The organism is Paucilactobacillus salsurae, from assembly GCF_054784995.1.
Genome location: NZ_BAAHWX010000002.1, coordinates 25,727 through 50,806, shown reverse-complemented (window position 1 = coordinate 50,806; position 25,080 = coordinate 25,727). Strand labels below are relative to the sequence as shown.

At 37.4% G+C, this 25,080-nt stretch carries 23 protein-coding genes; 9 read left to right on the top strand and 14 right to left on the bottom strand.

Annotation, left to right across the window (positions count from 1 at the left end; all coding sequences use genetic code 11):
- Positions 1-20: 20 nt before the first annotated feature.
- The 3 genes from ACYVQZ_RS02265 to ACYVQZ_RS02255 form a co-directional block, all read right to left on the bottom strand.
- Positions 21-1,013 carry a D-isomer specific 2-hydroxyacid dehydrogenase family protein gene (locus ACYVQZ_RS02265; RefSeq protein WP_461239771.1) on the bottom strand — a complete coding sequence of 331 codons (993 nt, stop codon included), beginning with the start codon at positions 1,011-1,013 and terminating at the stop codon, positions 21-23.
- A gap of 63 nt (positions 1,014-1,076) precedes the next feature.
- On the bottom strand, positions 1,077-2,726 hold the full coding sequence (locus ACYVQZ_RS02260) for a mannitol dehydrogenase family protein (protein WP_461239770.1): 1,650 nt from the start codon (positions 2,724-2,726) through the stop codon (positions 1,077-1,079).
- A 149-nt stretch (positions 2,727-2,875) separates the two neighbouring features.
- Positions 2,876-3,544 carry a GntR family transcriptional regulator gene (locus ACYVQZ_RS02255; RefSeq protein WP_461239769.1) on the bottom strand — a complete coding sequence of 223 codons (669 nt, stop codon included), beginning with the start codon at positions 3,542-3,544 and terminating at the stop codon, positions 2,876-2,878.
- Between the two features lie 232 nt (positions 3,545-3,776).
- Here ACYVQZ_RS02255 and gntK point away from each other — a divergent pair, with 232 nt between their 5' ends.
- Positions 3,777-5,318, top strand: coding sequence for a gluconokinase (gene gntK, locus ACYVQZ_RS02250; RefSeq protein ID WP_461239768.1), 1,542 nt, complete (start codon positions 3,777-3,779; stop codon positions 5,316-5,318).
- A gap of 43 nt (positions 5,319-5,361) precedes the next feature.
- Here the strand turns inward: gntK and ACYVQZ_RS02245 are convergent, their stop codons facing one another.
- From ACYVQZ_RS02245 to ACYVQZ_RS02235, 3 genes are all read right to left on the bottom strand, one after another.
- Positions 5,362-6,123, bottom strand: coding sequence for a flavodoxin family protein (locus tag ACYVQZ_RS02245; RefSeq protein WP_461239767.1), 762 nt, complete (start codon positions 6,121-6,123; stop codon positions 5,362-5,364).
- A gap of 13 nt (positions 6,124-6,136) precedes the next feature.
- Positions 6,137-7,309, bottom strand: coding sequence for an MDR family MFS transporter (locus ACYVQZ_RS02240; protein ID WP_461239766.1), 1,173 nt, complete (start codon positions 7,307-7,309; stop codon positions 6,137-6,139).
- Between the two features lie 73 nt (positions 7,310-7,382).
- The gene (locus ACYVQZ_RS02235; protein ID WP_461239765.1) at positions 7,383-7,820 is read right to left on the bottom strand and encodes a VOC family protein; all 438 of its coding nucleotides are present in this window, start codon (positions 7,818-7,820) and stop codon (positions 7,383-7,385) included.
- Positions 7,821-8,048: 228 nt separating this feature from the next.
- On the opposite strand from ACYVQZ_RS02235, the gene glpK reads away from it, so the two are divergent.
- The 4 genes from glpK (at position 8,049) to gndA (ending at position 14,064) form a co-directional block, all read left to right on the top strand.
- A complete protein-coding gene (gene glpK, locus ACYVQZ_RS02230) occupies positions 8,049-9,551 on the top strand; it encodes a glycerol kinase GlpK (RefSeq protein ID WP_461240031.1) in 1,503 nt (500 codons plus the stop codon).
- Positions 9,552-9,701: 150 nt separating this feature from the next.
- The gene (locus tag ACYVQZ_RS02225; protein ID WP_461239764.1) at positions 9,702-10,874 is read left to right on the top strand and encodes a CynX/NimT family MFS transporter; all 1,173 of its coding nucleotides are present in this window, start codon (positions 9,702-9,704) and stop codon (positions 10,872-10,874) included.
- A 125-nt stretch (positions 10,875-10,999) separates the two neighbouring features.
- Complete coding sequence (gene zwf, locus ACYVQZ_RS02220; RefSeq protein WP_461239763.1) at positions 11,000-12,478, top strand: glucose-6-phosphate dehydrogenase; 1,479 nt, start codon at positions 11,000-11,002, stop codon at positions 12,476-12,478.
- Between the two features lie 155 nt (positions 12,479-12,633).
- Positions 12,634-14,064 (top strand): NADP-dependent phosphogluconate dehydrogenase, encoded by a 1,431-nt coding sequence (gndA, locus tag ACYVQZ_RS02215; protein WP_461239762.1) that lies wholly within the window; start codon positions 12,634-12,636, stop codon positions 14,062-14,064.
- A 55-nt stretch (positions 14,065-14,119) separates the two neighbouring features.
- On the opposite strand, the gene ACYVQZ_RS02210 is transcribed toward gndA, so the two are convergent.
- The 4 genes from ACYVQZ_RS02210 to ACYVQZ_RS02195 form a co-directional block, all read right to left on the bottom strand.
- Positions 14,120-15,286, bottom strand: a complete 1,167-nt coding sequence (locus ACYVQZ_RS02210; protein ID WP_461239761.1) for an MFS transporter — start codon at positions 15,284-15,286, stop codon at positions 14,120-14,122.
- A 134-nt stretch (positions 15,287-15,420) separates the two neighbouring features.
- The gene (locus ACYVQZ_RS02205) at positions 15,421-15,933 is read right to left on the bottom strand and encodes a GNAT family N-acetyltransferase (protein ID WP_461240030.1); all 513 of its coding nucleotides are present in this window, start codon (positions 15,931-15,933) and stop codon (positions 15,421-15,423) included.
- Between the two features lie 236 nt (positions 15,934-16,169).
- On the bottom strand, positions 16,170-16,640 hold the full coding sequence (locus ACYVQZ_RS02200) for a universal stress protein (RefSeq protein ID WP_461239760.1): 471 nt from the start codon (positions 16,638-16,640) through the stop codon (positions 16,170-16,172).
- A gap of 70 nt (positions 16,641-16,710) precedes the next feature.
- Entirely contained in the window at positions 16,711-17,355 is a 645-nt protein-coding gene (locus ACYVQZ_RS02195) for an SDR family oxidoreductase (RefSeq protein ID WP_461239759.1), read from the bottom strand.
- 174 nt (positions 17,356-17,529) lie between these two features.
- Between ACYVQZ_RS02195 and ACYVQZ_RS02190 the strand changes: the two genes are divergently transcribed.
- Positions 17,530-18,060, top strand: coding sequence for a GNAT family N-acetyltransferase (locus tag ACYVQZ_RS02190; protein ID WP_461239758.1), 531 nt, complete (start codon positions 17,530-17,532; stop codon positions 18,058-18,060).
- 43 nt (positions 18,061-18,103) lie between these two features.
- Here ACYVQZ_RS02190 and ACYVQZ_RS02185 read toward each other — a convergent pair whose 3' ends face one another.
- Both ACYVQZ_RS02185 and ACYVQZ_RS02180 read right to left on the bottom strand, forming a co-directional pair.
- The gene (locus tag ACYVQZ_RS02185; protein ID WP_461239757.1) at positions 18,104-18,580 is read right to left on the bottom strand and encodes a MarR family winged helix-turn-helix transcriptional regulator; all 477 of its coding nucleotides are present in this window, start codon (positions 18,578-18,580) and stop codon (positions 18,104-18,106) included.
- A 126-nt stretch (positions 18,581-18,706) separates the two neighbouring features.
- The gene (locus tag ACYVQZ_RS02180) at positions 18,707-18,943 is read right to left on the bottom strand and encodes a hypothetical protein (protein WP_461239756.1); all 237 of its coding nucleotides are present in this window, start codon (positions 18,941-18,943) and stop codon (positions 18,707-18,709) included.
- Between the two features lie 170 nt (positions 18,944-19,113).
- Here ACYVQZ_RS02180 and ACYVQZ_RS02175 point away from each other — a divergent pair, with 170 nt between their 5' ends.
- Both ACYVQZ_RS02175 and ACYVQZ_RS02170 read left to right on the top strand, forming a co-directional pair.
- Complete coding sequence (locus tag ACYVQZ_RS02175) at positions 19,114-19,863, top strand: gamma-glutamyl-gamma-aminobutyrate hydrolase family protein (protein ID WP_461239755.1); 750 nt, start codon at positions 19,114-19,116, stop codon at positions 19,861-19,863.
- Between the two features lie 76 nt (positions 19,864-19,939).
- Positions 19,940-20,398, top strand: coding sequence for an Lrp/AsnC family transcriptional regulator (locus tag ACYVQZ_RS02170; RefSeq protein ID WP_461239754.1), 459 nt, complete (start codon positions 19,940-19,942; stop codon positions 20,396-20,398).
- Positions 20,399-20,418: 20 nt separating this feature from the next.
- Here ACYVQZ_RS02170 and pepF read toward each other — a convergent pair whose 3' ends face one another.
- Both pepF and ACYVQZ_RS02160 read right to left on the bottom strand, forming a co-directional pair.
- A complete protein-coding gene (gene pepF / locus ACYVQZ_RS02165; protein WP_461239753.1) occupies positions 20,419-22,227 on the bottom strand; it encodes an oligoendopeptidase F in 1,809 nt (602 codons plus the stop codon).
- Positions 22,228-22,241: 14 nt separating this feature from the next.
- Positions 22,242-23,516, bottom strand: a complete 1,275-nt coding sequence (locus ACYVQZ_RS02160; RefSeq protein WP_461239752.1) for a dicarboxylate/amino acid:cation symporter — start codon at positions 23,514-23,516, stop codon at positions 22,242-22,244.
- 350 nt (positions 23,517-23,866) lie between these two features.
- Here ACYVQZ_RS02160 and ACYVQZ_RS02155 point away from each other — a divergent pair, with 350 nt between their 5' ends.
- Positions 23,867-25,033 (top strand): iron-containing alcohol dehydrogenase, encoded by a 1,167-nt coding sequence (locus ACYVQZ_RS02155; protein WP_461239751.1) that lies wholly within the window; start codon positions 23,867-23,869, stop codon positions 25,031-25,033.
- Positions 25,034-25,080 lie beyond the last annotated feature (47 nt).

The following is a 25,080-nucleotide window of genomic DNA, read 5'->3' as shown; positions in this document are numbered from 1 at the left end:
AAGAAAAGCTTTTTTAATTATTAAATTGTTGCTGTTAGTTCACGAACAAGCGGCTTGCCGCTTGCTAAATTGGTTACATCTGAAACACACTTTTCACCCATGCCATGAAGACATTCATACGTATAGGCAGAAGTATGTGGTGTAATTAAGAAATGTTCATTTTGTAAGAATGGGTGATCAGCACTGACTGGTTCAACTTCCATTGTATCAGCAGCGTAGCCTGAAACTTTACCATCCTCAACAGCTTTTAACATGGCTGTTTCATCAATCAAAGCACCGCGTGCATGGTTAACAAAATACACACCATCTTTGGCTTTCTTTAAGGCATCTGCATTAATTAAGTGGTAATCCGTGTCATTAAGCGAAGCATTTAATGAAATGTAATCACTCTTAGAAAGTAATTCATCTAAAGAAACTCGTTTCACATTGGGATTTTTTTCAAACCAACCAGCTGGGGCTTTGGGATCAGGATCCGTCACCATGACTTCTCCACCAAAGAACTGAAATAATTCGGCAACACGGCTACCAATGTTCCCACAACCAATAACACCATAGGTTTTACCTGAAAATTCGTGACCCATAAATTGGGCCCGATCTTCATAATGGCCTGCTTTAATTCGATTAGATGAAGCTGCTGATTGTCGGACAACTGCCATTAAGTTAGAAAAAGCATTTTCAGCAACAGCATTGCGTTCAACCAAAGGAGGAACGATTGTTACTTTAGTACCATGTTTTTTGGCGGCTTCTAGGTCAACATTATTGTAACCAATTCCATGGCGAGAGATTAATAACAACTCATCTTTGTTCTCAAAAAAATCTGCCTTAAAAAATGGGGTTACACTAGAAATAATGACGTTGTATCCATGTAGCTTAGCTGCTAAATCTGGTCCCGAAATATCTGGATCCACCATAAAGCGGTCAATTTGGCCAACTTTTTCCAATTGTTGCCAATGTTCTTTAAACACTTGGCCAAAACTACTTGAATTCACAACTGCGATTTTATATTCTGTCATTTTTACCGTCCTTCTCAATTTTATTCTCTTATTTAGGTACAATTACAACCATACCATTAATGCTTACTCATTTACAGGTTGAGCTTTTGATTTGAGCGTCTCAACTAAAACATGTTCAATAGCTCCAGGTCCTGCAAGCATTGTTTTAAAGTAAGTTTCAATTTTTTCTCCTAAACCAACTTCATAAAGATCGACACCAAATATCGTTTGATTACTCAAAATATTTTTGACATTCTCATGCACATCAAGTTCTGCATCTCCAAGCTTAATATCAGCAACTTGAGCATGTAAGTCATCAAGCATTGGATCAGGGCTTGGTTCAAAAGATTCACCTTGATCGTTAATACCCATTAAATAACGTAACCATGTTGCAATCACAAGCGGAATAAAATTCAAATTTTTGGGATCTCGATTAGCGTCATCAACATAGTGTTGAATTGTGACACCGTAACGAACGCCTAGTTTTTGCGATGTATCAGTTGCAATTCTTTGTGGCGTGTCAGGAATATATGGATTAGGTAAGCGTTTTGTTAAAAGTTCATGAATAAATGCTTGAGGATTAATTACTTTGGGATCTTTTACAACTGGTAAACCTTCTACATAACCAATTTGTTTAATTAGTGCTACTAAATTCTCATCTTTCATTTCGCTTGAAATTGATTGATAGCCAAGAATACTACCATAAATTGCTAAGGCGGTATGCAACGGATTTAAACAAGTTGTGACTTTCATTTCATCCGCATCATTAACTGTATCGCGATCAGTCATTAACACCCCTGCTTGTTCAAAAGCGGGACGTCCGTTTGGAAAATTGTCCTCCACAACCAAGTAATGCGCTTCTTCAGTATTTGTGAATGCAGCAATATTGGTATGCTGTTTAGAATGGAGAATTTTGGCATCTTCAAATCCATCATTTGCTAAGGACTCTGAAATTTTTTCAGCCGGATTAGGTGTAATGCGGTCAATCATTGACAAGGGGAAACCTACTTTATTTTTGTTCGATAAATAGTCAATAAATTCTTGATCCACAAATCCATTCTTTTGCCATTCGTTAGCAATTGTTAATACACTATTTTTTAAGCGATCACCGTTTTGTGAAAAATTATCAGTGCTTAACAAAGCAATTGATTTAGCGCCCTGTTTAAATCGTGCTAATAGCATACTAACCAATAACGACATGTTATTCTGTGGTCGATCTGGTCCATTTTCAATATCACTTTTGACAGGGACAAAAAATTCTCCGGCTGTATCCGTTAAATGATACCCCTTTTCTGTGATTGAAAATGAAACTACCTGTAAACTATCTTGTTCAAATAATTGTTTTAATTTATCAAAATCTGTTGTGGATTCCTGAACTGGTCCCACAAATAATGCATTGGTTACCGATGCAAATAATTCTCGATCTTGTGAACCGTCGGCCTTAGTAACCACACGTAAAATTCGATTATTGTATTTGCGATAAATGTCATTTACGACTGCATCGTCATGAGTATCAACGACAATCACCCCAGTGTTGCTTTGACCAGCTTCAATTAATTGATTACTGATTGCTGCATGAAACGCACGAAATAGATTTCCACCACCAAAATGAATCCACGTTGGTTTAGCTTGGGTATTTAATCTAATTTCACTTTCATCATACGTTGGAACAGTAATGCCACTTTTGGCAAATTCAGCGCTCTTGGTAACATAATTATCTGTTATTTTGACCATCATTACACTCCTTGCTTTCACAATGAATAACTTCAAAACTGGTATACTAGTATGCGTGAATACGCTTTCAGTTTATCATACATCTTAATTCTGTCAATATTTATTATGAGAACAAAAAATCACAGTAATAACTGTGATCGAATTACTATTTATTGTTTAAAATAATCTGGAAAACGTTCTAGCAAAGCAGGTGCTTCACTGTGCATCAATCTTAAGTGGGCTTCAATATTAAATCTAATAGCTTCAACATTTTTTTGTTTAACTGCATCATAGATTCCTTGGTGCTGTTGCAGTAAAGTTTTCCAATTTAAATCTTCAACATTCAGTCGCAACCAACGATACCGATTTAGGTGCATATTTATCGTCTGAAGCCAATCCCAAATCATTTCTCGTTTAGCACCGATATAAAACAATTGATGAAACTGCTCGTCCAAATCAAAAAAGCGATCATTGTCTTTATCCAAGGCGGCTTGTTTTTGTTCGGTTAAGTTTTCTTCAAGCTTTGCAAATTGATCGGGTGACGCCTCAATCGTAAATTCCAACAAAATATCAGGATCGATTTTACGTCTTAAAAACTGTGTATTTTCGGCAGATTCCATATCAATCTTTGTCACATACGTTCCGCTTTGCGGTACTACTTCTACGAGTGAGTATCTTTCTAGTCTTATAATTGCTTCTCTAACCGGCGTACGTCCAATGCCAAGATCGGATGAAACAATTTTCTCCGAAATTTTTTGTCCCGGAAAGTAAACACCGTGTAAAATTTGATATTTCAATTTATTGTATGCATCTAAACGCATGTTGACGACATTATCCATCTTTTTCACTCACTTCATCATATTGCAATTAATTATACTAGTTATTGTCTGAAAAAACGATTAAAATTACAAGAATTCTCTTCACGAAAACTATAAAAACACAATTTTCATTGACATTAAATTGGAAAAGTTGTTAAATGTAAGCGTTAACAGATATACCAGTTATCCTATTTTTTTGATAAAAATATTTTTTTCCATTTCTGGTATCTATGATTAGGAGGATAGATATTTTATGGACTACATCGTAGGAGTCGACGTTGGAACAACCAGTACTAAAGCAGTTTTATATACTTTAAATGGTGAAATTAAAGGTTATTCAAATCAACTTTATCCCCTTTTTCAAGACATGCCCGACATGGCTGAAGAAGATCCAGATCAAATTTTTGACGCAGCTGTCACCGCTATCTCTGAAGTTGTCAAAGACGCTAAGGGCCCAGTTCGAGCCGTTTCGTTTTCTACTCAACAACATAGTTTATTGGGACTAGATCAAAACTATCACCCTTTAACACGTGTGATTACCTGGGGAGATAATCGAGCTGAAAAACAAGCAACAACGTTATCAAAAAATGGCAAAGGTTTGGAAATTTACAACAAAACAGGTTTACCAATTCATCCAATGGGCGTCGTTTATAAACTATTGTGGCTGAAACAAGATGAACCCGAACTATTTAAAAAAACTGCCTATTGGGTAGGCTTGAAAGAATATCTTTTTTGGCGTTTCTTTGGTGAGCTTAAGGAAGAAACTGCCATGGCTGCAACTACTGGGTTAATGAATATTTTTGATATGTCATGGGATAAAGATATTCTGGACTTTGTCGGAATTTCCGAAAAACAATTACCTGAATTAGTTGATCCAACCTATCAAATGAGTGGATTACGCTCTGAAGTGGCAACTAAATTGGGGCTCCCAGCCGAAACAGTTTTTGTCATGGGCGCAACTGATGGGGCCTTAGCAGAAGTCGGTCTGGGTGCGATTGATAAAGGTGAAGTAGCCGTTACTATTGGTACTTCTGGTGCGGTAAGAACTTTTATCGACCATCCGCAATTGGATCCAAAAGGACGCACCTATTGTTATCCCGTAATGAACGGTAAGTGGATTGTTGGCGGTCCTGTGAATAACGGTGGTATCGTTTTTCGTTGGGTTCGAGATAACTTATTTGAGCCTGAAAAAGCCACTGCTAAGCTTCTGGGTGTGGATGCATATGATCTACTCACAGAAATCGCCAAAAAAGTTCCGGCTGGAGCTGATGGTTTAATTTTTCATCCTTATCTCGGTGGCGAACGGGCACCTATATGGAACGGTAACGCGCGGGGCTCATTTTTTGGATTAACGAGAACTCATACGCGTGCTCACATGGTTCGAGCAGCTCTTGAAGGCGTTGTATTTAATCTCTATTCTGTTCTCTTATCCTTACAAGAAGCGGTTGGAGAGCCAACTGTCATCACCGCAACTGGTGGATTTTCACAATCTGCTTTATGGCGTCAAATGTTATCAGATGTTTTTGAGCGACCCGTAACCATCCCCGAGGCTTTTGAAAGTGGTTGTCTCGGAGCAATGGTTGTCGGTCTCATTAGCATTGGTGAAGCAGAAGACATGTCAATTGTTAAAGCATTCATTGGTAAGCAAAATACTTATCAACCAGATCCTGACAACTTTAGAAACTACCGTGATTTATTACCAATCTATTTACGCATTGGGCGTCAATTAGAATCTGAATATGATAGTATTGCGGATTATCAACGAAATCATGCGCAATCTACGGAAAAAAAGTAGGCCAGAATCTAAAAAAGCATTCCGAAAAAATCGGGATGCTTTTTTATTTTCTTTTGTGTTTAACAAATGTCATAAAGTGCAGTATTGCAGCCAATAAAATATAAAAGATAATCACAAATGAAACAAATGATAACCAAAAATTAGGTCCAATCAACCCGGGACTGATTAACATCTGAATCACCATTGTGATTAGTGCCATCACAGTAACCATTACAAATAATTCAATATAGCGTTTCATCGTATTATCATCCCTTTTCTCTTTTTGGCCTAACTTTGCGCCCCATTTAAAACATTCTTGTTCCTTGCTGTCACTCAAACTGGTTTGACCGTAGCTATTTGTTAATACTAATTCGTGAACCTTGATTAAACCAGCTAATCCCATGGCTTTATCAATCGTATTAAATGTAACATCCGTGACCCCAGTAACCATATTTTCAAAAGTACTGGTGTAACAAGTTGTAATTGATAAATAATGCTTGTCCTTAAACTTCGTAGGATGAATGGCTCCTGTTCGATCAAATCGTCCCATTCTTTGGCGCAAACAATCAAAGAAGTTTTTCATAATCCCGGACAAGCCGCCAATATAAGTTGGTGCTGCAATGACCCAAACATCACTTTCAATCAGCTTTTTCTCTAGTAGATCTAAATCTGGATTTGGTTGTCCAGTATCTGGCAGAATATGATAATCCTTTAAATCAACCATCTCGACTTCGTGACGTTGGTCAACGCCATCCAGTACAGCTTTTAGCATTTTTGCAGTAATTCCATCTGAATTATGCGCACCCAAAATTCCCAAAATTTTCATAGCAATTCTCCAACTATCTTCTCGATTTTCTTATTTTAGCAACATCAAACATGACTACTGCCAAGCAAATCCACATTAGCACCGCAACAGATAGAAACAATGTTTGATACCCAAAGTCATCAATAATAATACCGCCATATAGTGGTCCTAGTGCACGACCAACAGAAATGGACATATTCATCATTCCCTGATACTTTCCCGTTTGAGCGGGATCAGTCAGTTGATCAATCCAAGCAGGAATACTTGGTAAGCCTAACATTTCACCAATCGTTAAAACCACAAAATCAACGACAAAAAAGGTAAATGATTTGGCAAAAATTAACATGAAAAACGAAAAAGCAAAAATGACGATGCCAATTGAAATTTGTCGATCAATCTTCATATAAGGGGCCAACTTATTCACTAATGGTTGCCCTAATAAGATTAAGAAGCCGTTCAATGTCCATAATAAACTGTAGTTATGGAAAGGAATATTCATGTTCGTCAAATGAACTGACATGACACTTTCCCACAAAGTATAACTTAGATAGGCAGATAACACTAACAAACAAATAAGCCAAACCAGTCGTTGTACTTGTTCTTTATTCTTTTTGCTTTCGATTCCAGCGATGTTTCTAGTATTTCTTTTAGGAATTGCTACATTAAATGTAAATACAGTTATAAAAAAGAAAATAACATAACAAGCACTAGTGACCATAAATACGACACTAACACCGTAATCGATTAAATATCCGACTAGGAGTGTCCCGACCACGACACCTAAGTTTAGCGCCATATATAAAGCATTAAAAATATACCTAATTTTAACACCTTTGATTGATGCCGCGTACGCATTGATAACAGTGACGTTTGCTCCATCACCAAAGCCGATAAAAACCAGGAGTATGGCAAACATCGGCCAATCATGGAAAAAAATCAGCAAAATGACGGCAACCGTTGCAATACTTTCTGACAATACTGCTGTTTTATAAGGGCTCCAATGATCAAATAACCAGCCACCCAAATAATTTCCAGCTATCATTGCACATGACATATAAAACAAAACTAACCCTGCGAGTGCCAAACTTTCGTGTAGGTAATTGTGCATATAGACAGTTGTCAGTGGCCACAAAAAAGCTGCTCCAGCTTGATTTAAAAAATTAGCTAGAACAACCCAAATTAGTTTAATTCCTTTTTTCTCAGCCATGAAACTCCTCAACCTTCTCATTGACTCAATCCGTGAATTAACAATCTTTGGACTTAAAATTAAGGAAAGTTATTTATATTTCGGTTCTGGACTCCACACGAATCATCCATGTCACACCATATTGGTCAACTACTGTTCCTAACTGACCACCAAATTCTTGTGATGCAAAAGGAATAATCACCTTAACAGTTTCAGATCCAGCGACACGATCAAATAAAGCCTGTGCATCAGTAATTTGATCTTCAGTAAAATCTAACAAAATTGAAATCAATGATGATGGTTGTGGTATTGCCATTAATGCATCTGAGCAAAAAATAGTAGCACCAGCAATTTTAAATTCGGCGTGAATGGTTTTGTCTTCTAAATGATCAGTACTAATGCCAAATTGGTCAGCCTGATCTTGAGTGACCGGCAGACGAACAATGTCAGTCGCGTCAAAAACTTGTTCATAGTATTGTAATGCTTTTTTAGTATTCTCAAAAGCTAAATACGGATACGTCGTTGCAGACATTCAAAAAATCCCCCGTCTAAGTATTACCTTTAATTATATTAATGATTGGTATGCACGTCAAACTTACGCCATCTGTTTATTTGATCCATATTTTTCAGCTGTATACCTGCAAAAATTAGGTTCTGTTTAAGTTTTTGCAATTCTTTTGAAACCGTTTACAAAAATTGGTATGATGCATTGTAAAGTGTTTTTTATTTATTGTCTAAGGAGGCCAATTTAACCATGGCTATGAAGGAACCGAATAAATATATTTTAGCAATTGACCAAGGGACTTTAACAACCCGTGCTATGTTATTCAATCAAACCGGATTTAAGGTGGCAGAAATTGAACGTCATTTATCAAGCTTTGCGCCCCACGAAGGGTGGATGGAGCATGATGCTAACGAAATATGGAATGCGGTGCAACAAGTCATTGCCACGATTCTAATCAACAGTAGCATTCGTCCTCAGCAAATTGCTGGGATTGGTATCACGAATCAACGTGAAACAACAGTTATCTGGGATAAAGCAACTGGTGAACCAATTTATCATGCTATTGGTTGGCAATCACAACAATCAGTTGGCATTGTGCAACAGTTAGTCAAAGACGGGCACACTGACATGATTCGTGAAAAAACAGGTCTATCTGTTAATGCCTATTTCTCGGCAACTAAAATTCGTTGGGTGCTAGATCACGTCGATGGTGCCCAACAACGTGCGGAAAATGGTGAGCTATTATTCGGGACCATTGATTCTTGGATTGCCTGGAAACTTTCAGAAGGCGACGTTCATGTTACCGACTACTCCAATGCAAGCCGCACCATGCTGTTTAACATTAATTCGTTAAAATGGGACCAAGAATTACTTGATCTATTAAATATTCCAGTCCAAATGATGCCAGAAGTACACGAAAGTTCCGAAGTCTATGCCACAACCAAAACGTTCCAATTTTATGGTGCTGAAGTGCCGATTGCCGGCATTTGTGGTGACCAACAAGCAGCCCTTTTCGGTCAGGCTGGTTTTGAAAAAGGAATGGTCAAAAACACATATGGACCTGGTGCCTTTATTGTGATGAATACAGGTGACAAGCCGCAACTGTCCAATCACAATTTGATTCCAACGATTGCGTACAGTCTCAATGGAAAAATAACTTACGCGCTTGAGGGAAGTATTTTCGTTGCTGGCCAAGCCATTGATTGGTTACAAGATAATCTTGGCATGATTAGTAATCCCTTCGAGTCTCGCGAAGCGGCACTGAAATCTGACAATGAAAATGAAGTTTACGTTGTACCTGCCTTTACTGGTTTAGGAACACCATACTGGGATGAAGATGCTCGTGGAGCGGTTTTCGGTCTCACACGTGGAACTAATAAAAATGATTTTATCAAAGCCACCTTACAATCCATCGCATATCAAACTAAAGATGTCATTGAAACTATGCAACAGGATACCGGTTTAAAAGTGGCTTCTTTAAAAGCTGACGGTGGTGCTTCAAGAAATACCTATTTAATGCAGTTTCAAGCTGATATTTTAAATACTGAAGTGGATCGTGCCGCTGAAGAAGAAACCACCGCGCTTGGGATCGCTTTTCTAGCTGGTCTAGCAGTTGGTTACTGGCAAGATACTGCTGAAGTTAAGAGTATCTTAGATAATGGTAAATTATTTACACCACAAATGGATGACGACACACGCAAACATCTTTACCATGGTTGGCAAAATGCTATTGCTGCCACTCGTATGTTTAAACCTTAAAAGATAGTTTTTTATTTTTCGCTATGCTATTATATAGCTTGCGGCCTTTTTGCAATTCCTCGTTTAACGTTGCTGATGCAACGAAATTGCAATAAAGCCGCTTTTTTATTTAAAATTAAAAATAAAACACTAAATTAAGGAAGTGACAATTTGAATCAATCACGAAAACATAGCGCCTTTTTAATTCTGGGTATTTTCTTACTGGGGGCCTGCATGCGGACACCGATTACTTCAGTGCCTTCAATTATCAATAATATTGCGGCAACACTCAACGTTAAGCCAACCAACTTGGGTATTTTAACCACGTTACCATTACTTTGTTTTGGTATTTTTGCACCATTAGTACCCGTTATTAGTCATCGAATTGGTAATGAATGGACCATTACCTTGGCAACGGCCCTTTTATTCGTTGGCTCATATTTACGTGTAGTGAATGAACCCATGTTATTTATTGGTACTTTATTAACTGGACTTGCCATTACCTTTATTAACGTTTTGCTTCCTGCCCTAATAACAGATAATATGCCTGCCAGAATTGGTTTTATGACCAGTTTGTACACGTTATCGATGACGTTTTTTAGTGCGCTTGGTGCTGGTTTGAGTTCTCCTATTGCCCAAAAAACCAGTTGGCAATTTGTCATTTCTGTATTGAGTCTCATTGCCTTAGTGACATTTGTCCTATGGTTACCAAACCTTCGTTATAACCATCGCGATGCCGTTAATGCAACGACCAAACATCAATCGCCTTGGAGTAATAAAAACGCTTGGTTGATTTTAGGTTATTTTGGCATGTCATCACTTATTTTCTATACGTTAGTTGCTTGGCTACCGACTATGGCAATTAATGCTGGTTTATCAGCTAATACTGCCAGCTTACTTGCTGGCCTATTCCAACTAGCTTCTGTTCCTCCATCGTTTTTCTTACCAATGATGGCAGTAAAAAGAGACAATCGAACTGGTCTCATTATTACAGCAGCCGTTGCAACTTTTGTTGGTGTCGTAATGTTACTTTTCCCTATTAATTCTGTCATTTATTTTGTCATTGTTAATATTATTTTAGGTAGTGCAACTGCGGCCACTTTTGCCCTCACAATGACTTTATACGGTTTAAAAACAAAAAATCCAACTCAAACTGGTGACCTCTCAGGAATGTCACAGTTCGGTGGCTATCTCATTGCTGCAATTGGACCAGTTTTAACCGGCTTTTTACAATCACTCTTTCATTCTTGGATGATTAGTCTAATTTTTATGCTGGTCGTCATCGTTTGTTTTGCAATTTGTGGTGCTTTTAGTGAAAAGAAACCATTTATATTTGATGATTAACACTTTAAATCACAAATATTAATCATCATACAAAAGCAATCAATTTTTGGCGTGCATGATTTGACCATAGAGTATATAATCAAACTTGTTAATCCGCTTTTTTAATATTCAAAGGAGTGAACATTTTGGCAAAAGAGAATACAGCAGTTTTTACATTTTTTGGAGCAACAGGTGATCTCGCAAAACGTAAACTTTATCCTTCGCTTTTTAAGTTATTTCAAAAAGGATATCTCAAAAAACATTTTGCAATCATTGGAACTTCACGGGCAGATTGGACAGACGATCATTTTAAAGAAGTGGTTTTAGACTCAATCTCAGATATTCCCGAAGAAGCACCTGAACAAGCAAAAACATTTGCAGGCCATTTTTACTACATTGCACACGATGTTACAGATAAGGCCCATTACGCTGTTCTAAAAGAACTGATTATTAAATTAGAAAAAGAATACAAAACTAACGGCAACCGTATTTTCTATCTTTCGATGGCCCCTTCATTTTTTGGCCAAATTGCCTTAAATCTAAAATCAGAGGGCTTAGTTGATGAAGATGGTTATAACCGTTTGGTCATTGAAAAACCATTCGGTCGTGATTTCAAATCGGCTAAACAACTGAATGAAGAATTAACCAGTACTTTTGAAGAAAATCAAATTTATCGAATCGACCATTATTTAGGAAAAGAAATGATCCAAAATATCGAAGCATTACGCTTTGGTAATTCAATTATTGAATCATTATGGAACAATCGCTACATTGATAACATTCAAGTGACCTTAAGTGAAAAACTAGGTGTCGAAGAACGGGCCTCATATTATGACAATTCTGGCGCCCTGCGTGATATGGTGCAAAATCATATTTTGCAAATCGTGAGTCAACTCGCGATGGAACAACCCGTATCCTTTATTGACGCAGATGTTCGTGTTGAAAAAGTCAAAGCACTACGGAGTTTGCGTGTTTACTCAACCGTCGAGGCTGCTCGTAACTTTGTTCGTGGCCAATACGATGCTGGTGATTCGGGCAAACGGTATCGTGATGAAGATGGTGTTCCAGCTGATTCAAATACTGAAACATTTGTGGCCGGCAAATTACTCTTTGATAATTACCGCTGGTCAGGGGTTCCATTCTACATTCGAACTGGTAAAAAATTAGCAGATAAGTTTACCCGTATTGACGTTGTTTTCAAAAAGCCGCTCATCGATATTTTTGCATTTCCACAACGCTCAGACGTTGCATTACAAGACAATGTGTTAACCATCTACGTTGAACCTAAATCTGGTTTCTCATTGAAACTCAATGCTAAGAGCACCGGTCAAGGGTTCGATACGGCCCCTGTCAAACTTGATTTCTTCCAGGATGAAACTTCTGAAAAGGAAGTTCCTGAACCATATGAACGGCTTCTTCACGATGCTCTTGAAGGCAACAGCACCAACTTTGCCTCATGGTCTGAAGTTGCCTATGCTTGGAAATTTGTCGATGTCATTCGTAAGTTATGGGATCTTGAAGAACCTAATTTCCCGAACTATATTCCGGGATCAATGGGACCAATTGCTTCCGACGAACTCTTACAACGCGATCACCGCGCTTGGGTTTATCGATTAAATCAATAATCAGGATAAAGATAATCGAAATGAATTTCGTTTCGATTATTTTTTTACATGAATTTGTGAAATATTTAACTTTTTTGACTAAATTATTTTACGAACTTCAAAATAATGGTAGTATAGTGATGTACAAGTTTAAAAAGAAGAAGGAGAGTTATAACATGTCTGATCAAAAAGCTCAAATTGGTGTTGTTGGTCTTGCTGTCATGGGTAAAAACCTTGCATTGAATATTGAAAGTCGTGGATTTACGGTTGGAGTCTTCAACCGTTCACGTTCAAAAACAGATGATATGATGAAGGACCATTCAGAAAAGAAGTTGGTTCCAAGTTATACTATTGAAGATTTTGTTAGTTCCCTGGAAAAACCTCGTCGTATTTTGATGATGGTTAAAGCGGGTGCTCCTACTGATGCAGTCATTGATGAGTTATTACCATTACTTGATAAAGGTGATGTTTTAATTGATGGTGGAAACACAAACTTCCACGATACAATGGCTCGTAATGCTAAACTTGATAAATCAGGCATTAACTTCATTGGTATGGGAGTTTCTGGTGGTGAACTTGGTGCATTACAGGGCCCATCACTGATGCCTGGTGGCCAAAAAGATGCCTATGATTTAGTTGCCCCAATCTTAGACCAAATCGCAGCTAAGGCAAAAGATGGCAAGCCATGTGTTGCTTACATTGGCCCTAACGGTGCTGGCCACTACGTTAAAATGATCCATAATGGAATTGAATATGGTGATGAAGAATTAATCGACGAAAGCTACAACATTTTACGAAATGTTGCTGGTCTTTCAATCGATGAATTAGCTGATACCTTCAAAGAATGGAACGAAGGCGAATTGGACAGTTACTTAGTTGAAATCACTGCCGATATCTTAACTCGTAAAGATGATCTTGGTGATGACAAAAACTTACCAATCGTTGATGCTATCTTGGATCGTGGTGCTAATAAAGGAACTGGTAAGTGGAGTTCAGAAGATGCCCTTGCTATCGGTGTTCCTCAATCAGTCATTACTGAAGCCGTTTATGCGCGTTACATTTCGATGATGAAAGACGAACGTGTGGCTGCAAGTAAGCAACTTGCTGGCCCAGCTGCTAAAGTTGATGTTGATAAAAACACCATTGTGGAAAAAGTTCGTCAAGCACTCTTCTTTGGAAAAATTATGAGTTACGCTCAAGGTTTTGAACAACTTCGCTTTGCCTCTGAAGAATATGACTGGGATTTGAAGTTTGGTCAATTAGCTCAAATCTGGCGTGAAGGTTGCATTATCCGTGCCCAATTCCTTCAAAGTATTACAGATGCCTTTGATAAAGATCCTAACTTAACTAACTTGTTATTAGATGACTACTTTAAAGACATTGCAGCTAAATACCAAAATTCAATTCGTGAAGTAGTTGCATTAGCTGTTAAAGCTGGTGTACCGGTTCCAAGTCTTAGTGCAGCTGTAACTTACTATGATTCATATCGTGCTGAAGTGTTACCCGCTAACTTACTTCAAGCACAACGCGATTACTTTGGTGCTCATACTTACGAACGTAACGACCGCCCAGGTAATTTCCATTATTCATGGTACGAAGAACAATAATAAATATTTCAGAATAGAAAATCACCCACTTCATCATTTTTTGTGGGTGATTTTTTTAAATCTCTTTAATACTGACAATTGCAAAACCAGCTATCATACTCATTAGCACAAGGCCGATGTAAACTATGTTTTGAATCATACCATTAGGATTATTTGCAAACGCGATTCCATAAAGTGAAGGCCCAAAAGCTGAAATTAAATAGCCCCCAGCCTGCGCCATACCAGAAAGCTTAGCTGTTTTGTAAGGATCTTTCGTTTTGATTGCAAACATTGTCATATCAAAAATAAAAAATATACAAATCGCATATCCTATCAAAAAACTTTCGATTGTCCAAAATAGAATAGATGCTGTATTTTGAAAAAATAGCATACCGGCAGCTGCAGTTCCGGCGATCCCCGCAGATAAAATAGTCACCAGTTGTCCTTTTTTTTGCAAACCAACTAATAACTGGGGTACAAAAATGGTAATAGGCAGTCCAATTAAAGCAAATACCGCCATAATAATACCAACTGCGTCAGAACTGACATGATGAGTCGTCATTAGCGCGGGCATCCATGCCGTAAACGTGTAGTTCAGTGTAGCTTGCCCACCAAATGTGAGCAAAAAAGGCCAAGCTTTAATATTTTTCCAATAATTAATATTCACGGAGTGTGTATTCGCCGATGATGGTTGTTTTTTTTCTATTTTTTCCGGTAACCAGTTCAAAATCGTTACCCAACCTAAAAATGCGGCACTCGCTGCTAAAAGCATCAGCCAAACGATTGATTTCCAACCAAAAGCGGTTACTGCTGGTGCAGTAATTAAGTTAAAGACCGCGTTACCAAAAATCATTGAAAATGAGTAAAGTGTTGTATATAATCCAATTTTTTCCGGAAAATACGCTGTTACTAATGCAGGCATAAAAACATTCAAATGAGCAATGCCAATGCCAATTAGTGCAGTTCCAAATAACATTGTGGGCATCGTAATCATCAACCTAAGACCCGAACCAATAACGATTAATCCCAATACTAAAATCAGTGACTTTTTAAAACCAAGTTTTTCAAGAGTAGCTGCAGCAAAATTTGAAAATATTAAAAACATTACCAAAGGTAAAGTTGTCAAAATTCCTAAACGGGCTGGGGCTACCTGTAGCTTGTCGGCAAGTTGGTTGAGAATAAGTGGTAATGTGGTAATAGGCGAACGCATAATAAAACCAATCATCACAATTACTGGAAGCATCCATTTTAACTTTTTTATTTTTGTGCTAATTTAGACCACTTCCTTCCCCTGATTAATTCAGAATAGCATATCAACAATACTAAAAGCTATGGCAATCGCCATAGCTTTTCAAGTTAGTAATAATTTTTATTCTTTTAAACTAAAACGGGCTTTGCCGTTGATAGTTGTAAATGGTCATAATCATGATCCCCGATCATAATTTGTCCAACATCGTGAAATCCAAGTTTTTCGTATAATCTTCTGGCATTATCATTAATCACATCAACATTCAGGCCAATTCGATTATATTTAAATTGGTAGGCAACATTGGTCATCTCACTGATTAATTGTGTAGCGATACCGTAGCCACGGTAATCACTATTCACTGCAATTGAATCTAAGTAAAATTCATTTGCAAAAGCCTCAGGATCGGCATAAAAGTCGACATTTTTAATCGACGGTATGTGACTTGCTGCCTTCGCATACTCTCGACTAACGGCTCTTTCATTGATATCTGGATATCCAAATGCCACTCCAACCACTGTTTCGTCAACTTCAGCGACTAACGTCGTCGCTATGCCATCTAATAACGTTTGCTTTCGATGGGCATTAAATATCATTTTCTGCGGATCATATCGTGGTACATTTCTGAATTCAGCCAAATCCATCTCATCATAAATCAAAGATATCAATGGCACTATCTGGGGCACGTCATCTGATTCCGCAACACGAATTGTTAAAATAGTATCCCTCCATTCAAGATGTTACTAGCATATCTGATATTTAACAAAAATGCAAAAATCACGGCTAACTGTGCTCCTCAGATCAATTTTCAATACTAATAATGCAATAAAAAATAGTTGTTTCAATGAAGAAACAACTATTTTTTCCGATATACTGAACTTTACTTTGCAGGCTCGTTATTAACTTGCGTACGAACAACTAGCACATCAACTACTGCATTGCGATTGACAAATGAGGTAACTGAGCCCATCACTGCTCGTTGCATTGCAGATAACCCACTAGCCCCCATCATAATTAAATCCAATTGATGATCTTTGGGAAAATCGTAGGCAATTACTGTTTTGGGATTTCCTAACCTAATATGGATATCAACATTTGTAAAACTATCAGTAGATCGTAAATGGTTAACTAATTTATTTAAATACTCTTTTGCTTCATTCACTAATTGATAGGTGATACTTCCATCTGACATCCCAGCATAATTGTAGGTCACTGATCTGGTATCCAAAACATTTAGTAAGTCAATGTGTGCATTATTACGCTTCGCTACTGCTACTGCTTTTTCCAATGCTAATTTGGCTTCCTGCGAGCCATCTACCGGTACTAAAATATTTTCATAAACCTGATCCATGCGCTAATCTTCCCTTCAATTGTCTTTTTTTGTTAACCCTATTGTAACATTAATCACAATCATCAAGCTATCATAATTCATTAATTGCAGTTTTTATTTCAGTATCTCCATTAATAATGTTAAAAATTTTTTGTTCCGTTTTTGATTCTTGAAGACTATCTACTACAGTTTGTGCAACGTCCATCCGTGCAATAGCACCAGGGATATCTTCAGCCACAGTTAGTGAAATTTTTCCTGTCCCAGTATCGTCCGTTAAACGACCTGGTCTAATAATCGTATAATTTAAATTCGTTTGATTAATCAGCCACTGATCAGCATAATACTTTGCTGCATAATAAGGTCGCATTTCTCCCAACCATTTAGTCCTATCATCCGTATATAAGGCGCTAATTAATATAAATCTTTTAATTCCAGCGATTTCAGCGGCCTGCATGCTTTTAACCGCCCCATCTAGATCAACTAACATTGTTTTATCTGCACCAGTTTTGCCACCAGAACCAGCAGTAAATATAATTGCATCGATACCGACCATCAATGTAGCAAGTTGGTTTGGCAATGCCTCCAAATCAAACTTGATTGTCTCTACAGTTGAATCAAAATCTTTAAACTGTTCAGTTTTTCTTACTCCCGCTACTACTTGATTACCGTTGTTAACTAACAATTGCACAATCTTTTGTCCAATGTTACCATGAGCACCAATGACTAACACTTTCATACTCTCATCTCCAAACTTTATTTGGTGTCAATTATACTTGCTAGCCATAATGATTGCTATTATGAACACTTTTTTAAGAGAAAATTCTTCGTAAAATAATAGTGATTTTTAATTGTATCAATAATAATAATCATGTATAATCTACTGGTTGTTGTTAACAAAGGAGGAATTATTATGCCTGCAGTATATTTACGCAAAGCGACTAAAGAAGATTTACCTAAAGTGGAAGAAATTATTGATGAAGCTAAAGGTTATCTAAAAAAACAAAATATTGATCAGTGGCAAGGTGTTTATCCATCTAACGACGATCTTTCTAAAGATATCGAAAATGATATCACCTATGTGTTAATGGTCGATGATAAAATTGCTGGAACCGCCGCACTTTGGCGTGGTATTGACCTTAATTACCTCAAAGTTGAAGGTGGTTCTTGGATAAATGGAATTGAAGCACGTTATACTGCCATTCATAGAATTGCTGTTTCAAGTGAATTTCGTGGTCAGCACTTGTCAGACAGACTAATTTCAGGATTATTGACAGTTTCTCGAGCTCTTGGCTTTGTAGATGTTCGTATTGACACCCATCCTGATAATAAAGGCATGCAACATGTCATCACAAATAACGGTTTTGACTATCGTGGTATTATCTACATGAAGGTCGACAATGAAGATTCCAAACGATTTGCTTACCAAATTATTATGAAGTAACACAAAAAGGTTATGCTCACATGATTGTGAGACATAACCTTTTTTAGCGTTCATTGCGATATGCAATACTTGTTTCTTCTTTAACCGCCACTTCTTGTGTAAATTCATGAATGAATTCCAATACTTTTTCTAATCGGTCAATGCCAAAAACGTTCATCCAGCTATGAGCCCGCTTCAAGCCAATATCGAACAGCAGTTTTTGAATTCGACTACCTTCTTTTGTTAACTTCAAAATCTTGCGACGTCGATCTTTGTCATCTGTTTTTTGGATCACATATTTTTTATCAAGTAATCCACCAACTTGACGTGAAATCGCCGATCGAGAAACACGATGTAAATTAGCTACATCCATGAGTGTAACGGGCTCTGTTGTTTGCCAAATTTCATGCATAATCAAAAACTGATCAAATGAAATTCCATAATCGGCAGCTGGTGCTGAAATAAATTCTTGCAAATACTTTAAGGAATATAAATACGAAGATATAAAAGTATCAAATAACTTTTCTTCTTCATTCATCATTCGAAAACTCCTCCCGCTGGTCTGTTTTGTCATATCAAGTTTACGCATCAAACAGCCTAAACGCAAGGAGTTTCTGCATATTTGCGCTATTTGCAATCAAATTTTCAGTGCTTTTTAATCATTTACTCAATTAGCTGTTTCTAAAACGTCAATTTTCATAAGCTTATCGTCTTCAACATCCATATGATAATTTAAATCACTTCGATCTAATTCTTTTTGAACTTCCTTAATTACATGTTGGACATCACGGCGGTCATTTTCAAGTTGTGATGCTTGCACTTTCAATTGATCTCCGTCCTCATGAATGTCATATTTAACATAAATCACATTTAAGATTTCTTGTACTAATTGTCGTTTTGTCACTATTGTCACCTTTCTTTTTTTGATAGAACGTCTCTAGTGTAGTTTAACTTTGTATAAATGTAAAAAATTCTACTTTATTGACATCTTTGGCGAATTAGCATACAATCCTACCAATATATTTTAAATACATACACTAAACGCGATTAATTTTTGGGGAGGAATTTACATAGATGAAACCACGAATTGCACTACCTGCAGATACTTTTACTGAAGCCACCAATGTGATCAATGAACGCAACGCTGAGTTTGCACCAGATCCAGCAATTCAAGCAGTAACTAAATCTGGTGGTTTACCCATTATTTTACCTGCCATTGATCCTGAAGATGCCGCATCATACATCGATTTATTTGATGGTCTCCTCTTATTGGGTGGTTTCGATGTTGATCCCACCTTCTATAATGAAGAACCCCACTATGAACTAGGAGAAACCTTCCGTAAACGTGACTTATTTGAAATTGCATTACTTAAAGCCGCTATCAAAGCAGGTAAGGCTGTGATGGGAATATGTCGCGGTATGCAGGTGGTGGATGTTGCTTTAGGAGGCACATTATATCAAGACTTGTCTGAGGATCCTGATGCCAAACTGAAACATAATCAAAAAGCACCTGGTAACTTGCCTACGCATCATGTTAACGTTGCGGATAGTAGTTTGCTTTCATCTTTGATTGGTAAGCGTTGTTACGTTAATTCACGCCATCATCAGGCAATTCACACCGTTGCTCCTAGCTTGAACGTTGTTGCTAAATCGGACGATAACGTTGTTGAAGCCGTTGAGTCAAAAGACAGTAACCAAATTGTTGCTGTTCAGTGGCATCCAGAGAATATGTACAAACACAATAAAGAAGCTCAAGCATTATTTTTCGACTTTATTTCCCGTAGCAGTGTCGTTCAAACATCTAATTCGATTCGAACCGCTTAATTGCAAATATTGCACTCGACTCTATTAATGAGTTGAGTTTTTTTATAAAAGTATGCCAAAGATAGGAGTTTGTCTAATGGATCAAATTGACAAAAAAATTATCAACATTTTACAAAAGAATTCTCGCACATCCTTGAAAACATTATCTGAACAGTGCTATATTTCATCACCAGCAATAGCAGCACGAATTAGTCGCATGGAAACGCAAGGCATCATTTCAGATTATCAAGCTACTGTTGACTATGAAAAATTAAGCTACCACGTTAAGGCGTTTATTCGTCTGCAATTGGAGCCCACTCAAAAAAAGATCTTTTATCCATATGTTCAGTCTGTGCCCAACGTTTTGGAATGTAATTGTGTCACTGGTGATTATTCTGAACTTTTGGAAGTCGTATTTCCATCTACGGCTGATCTAGATAATTTCGTCAACGATCTTCAACAATATGGTAAAACGAGCACCCAAATTGTTTTTACTACTAGCGTTCAGCGGCGCGGTTTAGAACTAACTGAAGAACAAGAAAAGAAGCATGATTAGTGACTAATCATGCTTCTTTTTTAAATTAATAATGATTCAATTTGATCTAATCGTTGTTCGAACACAGCAAATGCATCTTTTAGATACTGATCGGTAGTCAAATCCACACCGGCCTGCTTTAAAATTTCAATCGGGTATTGTGATCCACCCGCTTTTAAGAAGTTAAGATACTTTTCTAACGCTTGTGGTTTCTTTTGCCAAACAGCTTGTGACAAAGCTGTCGACGTTGCCCAAGAGGTGGCGTATTGATAAACATAATAATTCATGTAGAAATGTGGCACATAGGCCCAGCCTTGCGTTTTTGTGCCCGTTGGCGTCACAGCTGGTCCATAATACTTATTCACTAACTCACTGTTTATTTGGTCTAAGTAATCTGCAGTCAAGGCTTGACCTTGTTGTTCAGCCAGATATGCCTGATGTTCGAACTCTGCAAATTGCGTTTGACGATAAATCGTACCAATAAAGCCGCTAATATATTCTTCTAAAATAAAAATTTGTTTTTGGCAATCATTGGCATATTTTTCCAGTAAATAATCTGTCAAAATATTTTCGTTGAATGTCGAGGCCACTTCGGCCAAAAAAATGGGCGCATCTGCGTACTCAGATGGTTGATTCTGAGTGGCAAAATAGCTATGCATCGCGTGCCCTGATTCATGAGCCAAAATAAAGGTGCTATACAACTTATCTGTCCAATTTAATAAGATATAAGGGTGTGTGTTATAAACACTAATTTGGTAGCCACCAGACCGTTTGCCTTTATTTTCAGCTGCATCAATCCATCTGCCGTCAAATTCTTTTTCTAAGCCTGTTGTATAGTCAGGCCCCAGAACCTGTAAAGCTTCTAAGGTCAGCTGCTTACCTTCTGCAAATGTTGTTTTTAATAAGTCTTGTCCAGCTAATGGGACATTAATGTCATATTTATAAAATGGATCCAGTTTTAAAACACGTTTTTTTAATGCATACCAACGATGAGCGAGATTGAGATGCTCATTAACGCTCGTTACTAACGTATCGTAAACACTTTCTGGAATAGCATTACCACTCAGTGCAGCCTGTCGGGCACTATCGTAGTGTCTAATCTGTGCTTGAGTATTTTCTGAATTAATAAAACTATTTAACGTTTGTGCAAATGTATTTCGTAGTGCATGATACGGCTTTTCATAGGCTTCGGTTGCAGCTTTACGCACACTTCGATCTTGTGATTCCGTAAATTGACTGCGATTACCATGTGTAAGCTCGACTTGCTTCCCAGTTTCATCGACAATTTGACCAAAGGTTAAATCCGCATCGTTCAAGGTATTATAAATTTCATCGGCCGCATCCATGATTTTACTTGTGCGCCCTAAAATACGCTCTTCTTTGTCAGACAAAATATGCTTTTTTTGGCGGCGCAATTTAGTTAGCATAAATTTAAATTCAGTTAGTTGTGGTTCTTCAGCATAAAATCGTTGTAATTTCTGTTCATCTAATGCTACTAATTGCGGGTCTAAAAAAGCCATTTCGGCACTAATCTTGCTTAATTCGTTTGAAATATGACCAAATAAGGTTGCAGCTTGTGATTGCGTTGTGTCACTGTCCCGTCTTAAAAAAGCATAGACAAATTCTTTTTCTAATTCTTCATCGATTTGTTTTGATAATTGCAGGACATTGAGTAAATTTTTAGCACTATTAGTGACGGTTTGTTCAAATGTTTTAAATTCATCAACCACTTTTAGCGTTTGTTGTAGCGCTTTTTGCATTTCTTCATCGTTGTTAAATAAATCGTCTAAATTCCATTTTAATTGGTCATCAACTTGATCACGTGTTACTAACTCACCGTTATCGCTCACAGTTAGTCATCCTTTCACTTCTTCAAATCAGCTAAATACTGTGCATTTTTTTCTGGATCAAATTCTTTTTCTGACTTACCAATCACCATGGTTGCAAGTGAATTACCGACAACGTTAACTGCCGTCCGTCCCATGTCAACAAACCGGTCAATACCGGCAATAAACGTTAATCCAGACATTGGTACACCAATCGTGGAAACTGTTGCCAGCAACACCACAAAAGAAGCGCCTGGAACACCGGCCATTCCCTTAGATGTAATCATCAACACGACTAATAACGTAATTTGATGTCCTAATGTCAGATGAATGCCATAAGCTTGAGCCAAAAATAACGCAGCTAATGATTGATAAATTGCAGAACCATCAAGATTAAACGTATAACCAGTTGGAATCACAAATGACACAATTCCTTTGCTAACCCCATAATGTTCCATTTTATCCATTAATCTTGGCAAAGTTGCCTCTGAACTAGCCGTTGAAAATGCGATGACAATTTCATCTTTAATCACATTCATTAGGGTCCAGAATTTAAATCCAAATATCTTAGCCACAAGTCCTAGAATGCAAGTTACGAAAACAATCATCGTCGCGTATGCAATGACTACAAATAGTCCCAATGGCGCTAAAGCTGAGAAACCCATTTCACCTACTGTCATTCCAATCAAGCCAAAAACACCAATTGGTGCAAATTTCATAACCCAATTTGTCACTTTAAACATGACTTCTGAAACTGCTTGTAAGAAGTCAATAATAATTTTACCGCGTTCGCCAATGGCTGCTGTGCCTAGGCCAAAGAAAACTGAGAAAAAAATAACGGGCATCATATCGCCATCCGCTAACGATTTAAAAAAGTTTGTGGGAATAATTCCCAACAGTGTATCCCAAATACCAGTATGTGATGCAGATTTTGCAGTCGCCATGTATTTCGAAATATCAGAACTTTGTAAATCATGGATATTGATAAATGTCCCTGGGTGAGTAATATTGCCGACAATTAACCCTAACGCAATGGCAATTGTTGTCATTACCTCAAAGTAAATCAATGTTTTACCACCAATTCGTCCAAGTTTGTGAATATCGCCCATGTTAGCAATTCCAACTGTTAAACAAGACACCACAATTGGTAACACAATCATTTGGATCAAACTAATAAACATCGTCCCCAAATTTTGCATCACCGTGATCGCAGTCTGATTATGATAAAAGAAGCCGCCAAAAATAATTCCCAAGATAAGTCCAATTACAATTTGCCAACCTAAACTCAATCTCCCTATTCGGTATTTCTTCATTTTCTCTCATGTCCTTTTCACTAATTTTTAATAATGTCAATTTTATCACAATTTATCGTTGAAAAAATAAATTTCGTGAATTTTGAAATTCAATTGAAAACGTGTTATTATGCACAATCTTCAACAAACCGTTACTTTAAAATTAAAATTAGGTCATTTGTGAAACTATAATAATTTCAGTTACAAAATGAAATACTGATGAATTAACTATTGAAAATTGTAATTATTTATTTTACAATTCAAACTGTAATAAAAAATATTTCATTTCAAAAAAACTTTTTCTTAAATAAGTTAGTTTAATTTACTTTGATTGTGAAATAATTTCAATTTAATTTTTGGAGGTTTTGATAATGGTTGAACCGAATACAGATTTTATGATGCCCAACGTGAACTTCTTTGGTCCTGGTGTAATCGAACAAGTTGGTAAACGCGCCAAAATTCTTGGTATAAAAAAGGCCCTCATTGTTACAGATAATTTTTTGCGTAATTTGGAAAATGGTCCTGTTAAACAAACTGAAGCTTCGTTGCAAGCTGCGGGTGTTGATTATGAATTTTACGATAATGTCGAACCCAATCCTAAAGTGCGAAACGTCACAGAAGGTAAGCAGGTATATGTAGATAATAATTGTGATGGTATCATTTCAGTCGGTGGAGGTTCTTCTCACGACTGTGCTAAAGGAATCGGTATTGTGTTATCAAACGGAGATGATATCACTGCACTTGCAGGAATTGATACCCTAAAAAATCCATTGCCACCATTATTGGCCGTTAACACAACTGCCGGTACTGCCAGTGAAATCACCCGTCACGCTGTTATTACAAATGAAGAAACTAAACTAAAATTCGTTGTTATTTCATGGCGTAACGTGCCCTTGGTATCTTTTAATGATCCTTTATTAATGTTAGATGTGCCAAAAGGAATGACTGCTGCAACTGGAATGGATGCCCTCACTCACTGTGTCGAATCTTATGTTTCGCTTCACAGAAATGACATTACTGACGCGCAGGCCATTCAAGGGATTAAATTAATCAGTAAATACTTGCCACAGGCTTACGCTGATGGTCATAATATCGAAGCCCGCACCAAAATGGCTGAAGCTTCATTATTAGCCGGAATGGCCTTTAATAACGCTGATCTCGGTTACGTCCACGCAATGGCCCATCAATTAGGTGGTCAATATGATGCTCCCCATGGGGAATGTTGTGCAGCTTTAATGCCGACTGTTGAAAAGTGGAACATGATTTCTGCGCCAGAACGTTTCGCTGATATTGCTCGCTTTATGGGTGAAAATGTTGATGGTTTAAATGTCTGGGACGCCGCCCAAAAAGCGATTGATGCACTGCAACGCATTTCTGATCAAGTTGGTATTAGAACCGTTAAACAACTCGGTGCCAAACCTGCTGATTTTGAATTATTAGCAAAGAATGCTTTAAAAGATGGTAACGCCGGCCCTAACCCTCGTAAGGGATCAGCAGCCGATATTGTTAAATTATTTGAAGAAGCTTACGCTAAATAAAACTTTGATTTTAAAAACGTCACGTTTTTTTAGTTTACCAATGTCAA

Coding starts and splice junctions, on each gene's coding strand:
- ACYVQZ_RS02265 (WP_461239771.1), bottom strand. CDS start 1,013: ATGACAGAATATAAAATCGCAGTTGTGAATTCAAGTAGTTTTGGCCAA.
- ACYVQZ_RS02260 (WP_461239770.1), bottom strand. CDS start 2,726: ATGGTCAAAATAACAGATAATTATGTTACCAAGAGCGCTGAATTTGCC.
- ACYVQZ_RS02255 (WP_461239769.1), bottom strand. CDS start 3,544: ATGGATAATGTCGTCAACATGCGTTTAGATGCATACAATAAATTGAAA.
- gntK (WP_461239768.1), top strand. CDS start 3,777: ATGGACTACATCGTAGGAGTCGACGTTGGAACAACCAGTACTAAAGCA.
- ACYVQZ_RS02245 (WP_461239767.1), bottom strand. CDS start 6,123: ATGAAAATTTTGGGAATTTTGGGTGCGCATAATTCAGATGGAATTACT.
- ACYVQZ_RS02240 (WP_461239766.1), bottom strand. CDS start 7,309: ATGGCTGAGAAAAAAGGAATTAAACTAATTTGGGTTGTTCTAGCTAAT.
- ACYVQZ_RS02235 (WP_461239765.1), bottom strand. CDS start 7,820: ATGTCTGCAACGACGTATCCGTATTTAGCTTTTGAGAATACTAAAAAA.
- glpK (WP_461240031.1), top strand. CDS start 8,049: ATGAAGGAACCGAATAAATATATTTTAGCAATTGACCAAGGGACTTTA.
- gndA (WP_461239762.1), top strand. CDS start 12,634: ATGTCTGATCAAAAAGCTCAAATTGGTGTTGTTGGTCTTGCTGTCATG.
- ACYVQZ_RS02210 (WP_461239761.1), bottom strand. CDS start 15,286: ATGCTTCCAGTAATTGTGATGATTGGTTTTATTATGCGTTCGCCTATT.
- ACYVQZ_RS02205 (WP_461240030.1), bottom strand. CDS start 15,933: ATGGATTTGGCTGAATTCAGAAATGTACCACGATATGATCCGCAGAAA.
- ACYVQZ_RS02200 (WP_461239760.1), bottom strand. CDS start 16,640: ATGGATCAGGTTTATGAAAATATTTTAGTACCGGTAGATGGCTCGCAG.
- ACYVQZ_RS02195 (WP_461239759.1), bottom strand. CDS start 17,355: ATGAAAGTGTTAGTCATTGGTGCTCATGGTAACATTGGACAAAAGATT.
- ACYVQZ_RS02190 (WP_461239758.1), top strand. CDS start 17,530: ATGCCTGCAGTATATTTACGCAAAGCGACTAAAGAAGATTTACCTAAA.
- ACYVQZ_RS02185 (WP_461239757.1), bottom strand. CDS start 18,580: ATGATGAATGAAGAAGAAAAGTTATTTGATACTTTTATATCTTCGTAT.
- ACYVQZ_RS02175 (WP_461239755.1), top strand. CDS start 19,114: ATGAAACCACGAATTGCACTACCTGCAGATACTTTTACTGAAGCCACC.
- ACYVQZ_RS02170 (WP_461239754.1), top strand. CDS start 19,940: ATGGATCAAATTGACAAAAAAATTATCAACATTTTACAAAAGAATTCT.
- ACYVQZ_RS02160 (WP_461239752.1), bottom strand. CDS start 23,516: ATGAAGAAATACCGAATAGGGAGATTGAGTTTAGGTTGGCAAATTGTA.
- ACYVQZ_RS02155 (WP_461239751.1), top strand. CDS start 23,867: ATGGTTGAACCGAATACAGATTTTATGATGCCCAACGTGAACTTCTTT.